Below are 7,849 nucleotides of genomic sequence, written 5' to 3'. Positions count from 1 at the left end.
ATTTTACAGTTAGCAAACAGACAAGATATTCCTGTAATTAGCGGTGCAACAGGCCCACTTACAAATGAAATTACAACGTATTACCCTGAAATTCATGGACCAGAAGGATTAGGGCCCATCCATGTACCGGAAAGTGCGTTATCTATTCCTATATACAATTTTGGCAGTATTGCTGCGATTCTTGTAAAGTATGGAGAAGATTTAACAATTGTCGATGTAGGAAGATCTACCTCGTTAGCGATTGCTTTTAATTTATGGAACGACTTGATGTTAAATATAAAAGGAATTTATTTTATGGGTGGTGTCTTTTTAGAAGCAGGGAATGTTACTCCATTAGCAGAGGCAAACGTGTACGGAGATCCTATAGCAAGTCAAATTGTATTTCAGCAAGCGGAAAATATAACGTTATTCCCYTTAAATGTAACAAATAAAACGGTTTTAACCCCAAGTGTATTTACTTACATTTTAGTTAATACACAAAATCCATTTAAGTCGATTATGAAACCCCTGTACGATTATTATTTATCAGCATACCAAAAACTCAATCCATCTATTGAAGGGCCATTATTACACGATGTACTTGCTATAAGCGGTTTAGTGAATCCTACATTTTTAAATTATACATCTCGAAAAGTGACTGTAGACATATGTGGCGAAACGAAGGGACAAACTTTTGCTGATTTTCGCCCACACTCTAAATCTGAAGGGGCGCGTATAGCGTTACAATTAGATGAGGAAAAATTTATTCAGGATTTTATGAAAATCATGTTATAAGTTGATGTCGAAAAAGGGAATCATTTCACTCCGTTGAATATAAAAGATAAATTCTCTTTTTAAAGGAGCTTAAAATAGTGAACGTTCAATTAAAAATTGTTACGAGAGAAAATTGGGAAGACGCATTAAAGTTACAAGTTAAAGAAAACCAAATACACTTTGTTCCCGCAGTGGCAGTATCACTTGCTAAAGTATACATAAAACCAGATGGTGAAAATGTCGAATATATTCCATTCGCTATATATGATGGTGACCTTATAGTTGGTTTTATTATGCATGCTTTTGTACGAGAGTCAACAGATATGTATTGGATTAACGGATTTATCATTGATGAAAAAGAGCAAGGAAAAGGATATGGAAAAGCAGCATTACAGGAAATCATTAACTTAATAAAAAATAACTTTAAAGAGTGTGAGGAAATTARATTAACTGTCCATAAAGATAATATTTCTGCAAAGAAACTATATGAATGTTATGATTTTAAACCATTAGGAAATGTATATGACGGTGAGGAAGTATATCGCTTATTGTTGTTGAAATAAAAATGTACTGTTTTGAAACAATAAGTTGTTCCGTTAAAGGGTCATATTGCGGAGAATTGGTTGTACTAATTCATATAAATTATCGCAAACTCAATTCACGAAATTATTTAAACATTTTATTATAAAACAGTATTTATATATACTTAAACTATCATTAATAAAAACATCAATGGAGGAACTAATATGAAAGAAAGCAATAAAAAAGAGTTGTCACTAGAGCAACGTGAAGAATTACTACAAACATTGAAAGATCGTTTTGATAATAATATGAACCGTCATAAAGGTTTAGAATGGGCTAATGTTCAAGAAAGGCTGGATGCTAATACTGAGAAGTTGTGGTCGCTCAACGAAATGGAACGAACTGGTGGCGAACCTGATGTTGTTGATTTTGATAAAGAAAAAGGCGAATATATTTTTTATGATTGTTCAGCAGAAAGTCCTAAAGGTCGTAGAAGTGTTTGTTACGATCTTGAAGCGCTAGAATCAAGAAAGAAACATAAACCAGAAAATAACGCTATTGATATGGCAACTGCTATGGGTATTGAACTATTAACGGAAGAAGAATATCGTACATTACATAATCTTGAAAATTTCGATATGAAGACGTCGAGTTGGGTGCAAACACCTTCTGATATTAGAGAACTTGGCGGTGCCCTTTTTTGCGATTATCGCTTTGGACACGTCTTTGTGTATCACAATGGGGCAGAATCYTACTATGCCGCAAGAGGCTTTCGTGGYTCGTTAAGAGTCTAAAATTTGTACAGGCAGGTAAATTTGAAGTAGAGAATAGATTTGCTTAGGGAATAGTAGTGATTGCATACTTTAGCTACGGATTCGATTTTGAGGCCGCAAAGAATAGGGCTAATCAAACCTTATTGTAAAAGAATGAATCAACTAAAAATATTAAGAGTATGTTTTGATAATTTTCTTCATAAACATACTCTTTTTTAGAATCATTTATCAAAATTATTAGTTTTAATTAACGTATAAACGAGAACTTGTAAAAGGTACTCTTGCAATTATCAATGAAATTCACCCATATGAAACACCTATGATTTATATTATCCCGCTTTTAAATGAAAATTTCCGAGCAAGTATAAAGTGAATGATTAGGAGGAATACAAAATGAAAAGTAAATTCCATCATATTGTACGAGCTATCATGATAAAAGATGAAAAATTACTAGTTGCTGAATACATAGGACATCACTATTTTTTACCCGGTGGCCATGTTGAAATTGGGGAATCAGCAGAGAATGCACTAATAAGAGAGTTACGAGAAGAACTTGGGGTAACTTGCAGTATAAAACAATTTTTAGGCGTCATAGAAAATCAATGGCAAGCCAAAGAAACCCTCCACCATGAAATTAACCACATTTTTGAAATAGATTCAAATGAGTTAAAATCCGATTTCACTCCAATATCTAAAGAGTCCCATTTAGCATTTCACTGGATTGATTTTAATAAAGAAAATATAAATTCCTATACAATAATGCCGACACCTTCAGTAAAAGAATTACTAGAAAGAAAATTAAGTGATGAACTATTAACTTGCTGGATTAGCAACTTTTAATTGTCTCTATTTATATTAATTCCGTTCACTAAAAGAATATAAAGAAAATAGGCTCATAAACAAGGTACATCACCTAGTGTAAAGTCATATTTTGTTGATGTACGCATTTAGTCTATAGCCTTATTTCTACTTTATTTTTAAAAGTAAATAAACTCGAAAATTTGGACGGAATTTATATTTGTAAATGGAGGGTTTCATAATGAATGAATTTCAACAAGAACTACAAGCGTTAAACCTTAATGCTTATCAACCTGGTAATGTTGTGTATTGGGATCAGCAACAAAATCAATATCCATATTACTACATTCAAGACGATGCACGTCGTTGTGGCGGATGCGGTGGCGGACGTTGTGGCGGTTGTGGTGGTCGCTGTGGTGGYTGTGGCGGCGGACGTTGCGGCGGTTGTGTAGGTTGTGTAGGCTGTGTTGGTTGTTTCAGCTGTTCTAATTGCTGGAACTGGTGGTTTATTTAAGTATTATAGGTCTATAATATTTCACATGAAAGAAAAGTGCAGATGCAAAGTTATAATGTATTGAAACTTTTCTTTCATGCTGTTATTTTTATATGTTTTAGGGGGATATTTATTTGTACAAATATGAAAAATTAATTTCATGGGTAGAAAACATTAAAGAGACAAATCAAAGTTCTACGGCAGCACTTTGTATTATTAAAGATAATAAGATTGTGCTAGAGCATTATAGTGGAACGCATTCAAATACTCCTACTAGTAAAAAAGTAACCATATCTTCACAGTTCAATGTCGCTTCCGCAAGAAAAAGCTATTTAGGATTAATGGTAGCTTATGCTGTTTATGAGGGGAAAATAAAMTCTCTTGATGACGAGGCWGTAAATTATTTTAAARAAYATGATCCTTCATTACTYGGRAAGACAAMGATWAGACATTTAGTAACTCATTCACACGGTTTAAATGAAACCGATGATGGGACRGYTTTTCGTGARTTTGAGCCGGGACAAGCTTGGGCGTACAGAGATATTAATGTAAGAATGGTGACGCAGCTTATTTATCAGCTGTATAATAAGAGTTTTCCTGAATTACTAAAGGAGCGTGTATTCCTACCTGCCAACTTCAATGAAACCGGATGGAGAATAAAACAAGATGATAATTTAGTTAAGGTTGTTGTAAACCCAGATGAAGATGCAATAAGTAGTGTTGGTGCAGTAGATGACGGCTCCGAGAAAAATCTTTTTGTCTCTGCGAGAGAATTTGCCTACTGGGGGAACCTGCATTTAAATAAAGGGTTTTTAAATGGTAAACAAATTGTGCCAAAAGAAGTTATAGCACTTGCTACGAGCTTACAAAGTCCAGAGTATACAAATAAAGAACTACCTCAAAACGGGTTGTTTTGGTTCGTTCAAAATGAACCTGCTTTATTTAGCGAACTTGGTGAGCGAGTTCCTAAAGGTTCCTATCAAATATTAGGAATTACAGGACCAACGATATTAGTCATTCCAGAATATAATGTCGTCGTTGCTAAAATGTACAATAAAAGATACAACTATGGTGGGGATAATTATTTATATTATTTACGTGAATTTAGCAATTTAGTCGCTGATACATTTAATAGCAGTAAAAATACTATGGTTAGGGTATAACTACTCCTATAATAAAAAGGAGTGAACTTTAATGAAAAATGAAGTGAATAAAAATAAAAAGCAAAATATAAAGGATGTAAACACAGAACAAAACGCGATTTATAGCGATCCGAAAGATGCAGCTAATATGCAAACTGTACCGCAGCCGAAAGACTTTGAGGAAATTGAATATTAATTTTCTCTCCGACTTATTTATGAAAGAAAAATACGTCTTAAGTCTCATCACTTTCAGCAAATTATTTGATAACATATATACATAAGCATTCGAAAATGTCTTATCTTAACAAAGCTTTCTTTAAATGCTGTATATAACCTACAAAAAGGCACTTCTTGATGAAGTGTCTTTTTGTGTAAGCTAACTCAATTTCCATTTTCCGTACAGTATCTTGCAATTTATCATGGATATACTAACTGTGAAAATTCATGTCATGATAAAAGAAGGGGACAGTTAGCATGAAACAAACATCTATAAATCCATTGCTAATTGTTCTAGGTACAATCATTGTTCAAATTGGCCTAGGAACAATTTACACATGGAGTTTATTTAATCAACCCCTTGTAAGTAAGTTTGGATGGAACCTCAATTCAGTCGCGATCACGTTCTCAATTACGAGTTTTTCTTTATCATTCTCAACTCTATTTGCAGGAAAGCTACAACAAAAATTTGGACTTCGTAAACTTATCGCTACTGCAGGAATTGTTTTAGGACTCGGTTTAATACTTAGTTCACAAGTTTCCTCATTACCATTACTTTATTTATTAGCCGGTGTTGTCGTTGGATACGCTGATGGAACAGCATATATTACATCACTATCTAATTTAATTAAATGGTTTCCAAACCGTAAAGGTGCAGCGACGGCCGCTAATGCCGTCGCAATGATTGCAATCTTTAATACAATAGGTAGAATTATTCTTGGAACGTTATCAGATAAAATAGGTCGATTAAAAATCGTCTCGGCTACATTTATTATTATTGGATTATCCGTCTTCACTTTAAGTTTTATTCCACTAAATTACGGGATTTATTTTGCTTGTGTAGCAAGTGTCGCCTTTTGCTTTGGTGGTAATATCACCATATTCCCAGCCATTGTCGGAGATTTCTTCGGACTAAAAAACCATAGTACAAACTACGGGATTGTTTACCAAGGTTTCGGATTTGGTGCACTTGCAGGATCATTCATTGGAGCACTACTTGGAGGGTTTCAACCAACCTTCATTACAATCGGTGTTTTAAGTATTATATCATTCGTTATCTCTATATTAATTCGCCCTCCAAATGCAGAAAAGAAGAAGGAAATAAAACAGTTAAATCGAAAAATAGCTTAATGCTAAGAAAGAGTCCTTATGCTAGGGCTCTTTTTCATTACAGCATAATGTATAAACAATGGATGCCATTCAAAAAATCTAATTTTTTCCCTGTACTTATTTCATAATCTAACATTAAAGAAGATAGGACATTCCGATTATTAAATTGAATAAATAATGTAAAGGGGCGTGATAGTTAAAATGCAAATAGTAAAGCAATGGGTACAAGAAGATAGTGATTACATAAGAGAAAAAGTAATTGAATATAACCAAAAACAACTTTCAAATGAAGAAAAAGCACCTTCAGAAAAGATTAGTTTTATAGTGAAAAATGAAAAAGAAGACATAGTAGGAGGGATAACGGCAATCACATTTTGGCACCATGTACATGTTGATTTCCTATGGGTTTCTGAAGAATACAGGCACGAAGGTTACGGAAGCAATTTAATGAATCTTATTGAAGAATTTGCAATTRAAAAAGAATGTAGGCTAATCAAATTAGATACTTTTAGTTTCCAAGCCCCTAATTTTTATAAGAAACATGGGTATAAAGTGATAGGGGTAAGTGAAGATCATCCTAAAGGGCATAATCATTACTATTTAGAAAAAAGGTTATAAATGAATCATTAAAGAGTGTATTATGATTAATCTTTTTCAAAATATGCTCTTTTCTTTTGTGTGTCTATGAACACGATATCGTTTCGTATTAGTTATTTATTCAAATTACTTTTTATGAATCCAAACAATTTAATGATAGAATGAAATAAAGACAGAAAATTTCTACCATTCAAGGGGATTACATATGAAAAAAGTAAATGTTACATACGCACTTCTATATGATGAAACTCATGAAAAGCTATTAATGGTTAAAAACAAAGGGAAACATGGTTCTTATTACACTTTACCAGGTGGAGCAGTTAAATTCGGRGAAACGTTAGAAGAGGCAGCAATTCGTGAAGTGAAAGAAGAAACAGGGCTAGATATATCCGTAAAAGGGGTTTGTTCCATTAGTGAAGCCTTCTTTGAGGAGAGAGGACATCATGCAATCTTCTTTAATTTTTTAGGAGAAATAATCGGAGGGGAAATCTGTATATCACGGCCAAAAGAGATTGAGGAGATTACCTGGATGGAATTAGATTCAGCAGAACCTTATTTACGTATACCAGAACACTTAAAAAGCCTTTTACAAAAGAAAGAAACAGTTCCTTATATTTTTAATGGAACTATTATTCATCAATCTTCATAAAGATAGTATTTCATTTAAGGCGGGGGAAAAATGGAGTTTATCGTTAATCACAAACAATTTACACAAGCTCTTTCAGAAGTATGTAAAGCTATCTCAACAAAAACTTTAATTCCTATATTATCCGGAATAAARATAACAGCAGATCAATCTGGAATTACTTTAATCGCAAGTAATTCGAATATTTTCATTGAAAAATTTATACCTATTTCAATTGAAGACGAACAAATTACAACTATTTTAAAAGCAGGGAGTATTGTTGTACCAGCAAAATATTTCATTGAAATTATTAAGAAAATGCCAAGTGATATTTTAATAAAAAGCATGAATGAGCAGTTGATTACAATTCAATCTGATGAAATTACTTTAAACTTAAATGGACTCTCGGCAAATGAATTTCCTAATGTACCATTTTTAGACGCACATACAGAAATACAAGTAGAGACGGAACAATTAATTGAAGTCTTTAAACAAACTGTCTTTGCAACTGCTAAAAATGAATCTAGACCAGTTCTTACTGGCGTACATTTCGTTATTGATCATAACAAATTAATTTGTGCTGCTACTGATTCGCACAGACTGGCTTTACGTGAAATACCCATTTCTTCACATGCGAAATTAAATTGCATTGTACCAAGTTCCACTATTAGTGAACTACTAAAATTAATGAACAGTAATTCAAATTTAGTATACATATATCTTTCAGAGAGTCACATTATTTTTAAATTCGGTACAATTACGTTGTATTCAAGACTTATTGAAGGAAAATATCCTAATATATCCGGCCTAATTCCAAATG

Annotated in this window: 11 protein-coding genes; all 11 read left to right on the top strand. The window is 33.0% G+C overall.

Annotation, left to right across the window (positions count from 1 at the left end):
* Positions 1–774, top strand: a 774-nt coding sequence (locus tag AC1DJR_RS15795; protein ID WP_477002982.1) for a nucleoside hydrolase, incomplete at its 5' end; no start/stop codon positions are given.
* Between the two features lie 77 nt (positions 775–851).
* Positions 852–1,316, top strand: a complete 465-nt coding sequence (locus AC1DJR_RS15790; RefSeq protein WP_477002981.1) for a GNAT family N-acetyltransferase — start codon at positions 852–854, stop codon at positions 1,314–1,316.
* 183 nt (positions 1,317–1,499) lie between these two features.
* A complete protein-coding gene (locus AC1DJR_RS15785; protein ID WP_060751175.1) occupies positions 1,500–2,069 on the top strand; it encodes a DUF4256 domain-containing protein in 570 nt (189 codons plus the stop codon).
* 372 nt (positions 2,070–2,441) lie between these two features.
* Positions 2,442–2,888, top strand: a complete 447-nt coding sequence (locus AC1DJR_RS15780; protein WP_002032390.1) for an NUDIX domain-containing protein — start codon at positions 2,442–2,444, stop codon at positions 2,886–2,888.
* A gap of 199 nt (positions 2,889–3,087) precedes the next feature.
* Positions 3,088–3,360 carry a heterocycloanthracin/sonorensin family bacteriocin gene (locus tag AC1DJR_RS15775; protein ID WP_429687175.1) on the top strand — a complete coding sequence of 91 codons (273 nt, stop codon included), beginning with the start codon at positions 3,088–3,090 and terminating at the stop codon, positions 3,358–3,360.
* A gap of 113 nt (positions 3,361–3,473) precedes the next feature.
* Positions 3,474–4,502, top strand: coding sequence for a serine hydrolase domain-containing protein (locus AC1DJR_RS15770; protein ID WP_477002980.1), 1,029 nt, complete (start codon positions 3,474–3,476; stop codon positions 4,500–4,502).
* Between the two features lie 31 nt (positions 4,503–4,533).
* A complete protein-coding gene (locus tag AC1DJR_RS15765) occupies positions 4,534–4,677 on the top strand; it encodes a hypothetical protein (RefSeq protein ID WP_002013225.1) in 144 nt (47 codons plus the stop codon).
* A gap of 278 nt (positions 4,678–4,955) precedes the next feature.
* Positions 4,956–5,828, top strand: a complete 873-nt coding sequence (locus AC1DJR_RS15760) for an MFS transporter (RefSeq protein WP_477002979.1) — start codon at positions 4,956–4,958, stop codon at positions 5,826–5,828.
* A gap of 180 nt (positions 5,829–6,008) precedes the next feature.
* Positions 6,009–6,425 (top strand): GNAT family N-acetyltransferase, encoded by a 417-nt coding sequence (locus AC1DJR_RS15755; RefSeq protein WP_477002978.1) that lies wholly within the window; start codon positions 6,009–6,011, stop codon positions 6,423–6,425.
* 184 nt (positions 6,426–6,609) lie between these two features.
* The gene (locus AC1DJR_RS15750; protein WP_429687172.1) at positions 6,610–7,053 is read left to right on the top strand and encodes an NUDIX hydrolase; all 444 of its coding nucleotides are present in this window, start codon (positions 6,610–6,612) and stop codon (positions 7,051–7,053) included.
* Between the two features lie 30 nt (positions 7,054–7,083).
* Positions 7,084–7,849 (top strand): DNA polymerase III subunit beta (gene dnaN, locus AC1DJR_RS15745; RefSeq protein ID WP_477002977.1); only part of this gene is annotated, 766 nt, incomplete at its 3' end.

The sequence above is a fragment of the Bacillus sp. 05T31 genome, from assembly GCF_056396725.1.
This window is presented reverse-complemented; position numbering and strand designations above follow the sequence as displayed.

Coding starts and splice junctions, on each gene's coding strand:
- AC1DJR_RS15780 (WP_002032390.1), top strand. CDS start 2,442: ATGAAAAGTAAATTCCATCATATTGTACGAGCTATCATGATAAAAGAT.
- AC1DJR_RS15765 (WP_002013225.1), top strand. CDS start 4,534: ATGAAAAATGAAGTGAATAAAAATAAAAAGCAAAATATAAAGGATGTA.
- AC1DJR_RS15760 (WP_477002979.1), top strand. CDS start 4,956: ATGAAACAAACATCTATAAATCCATTGCTAATTGTTCTAGGTACAATC.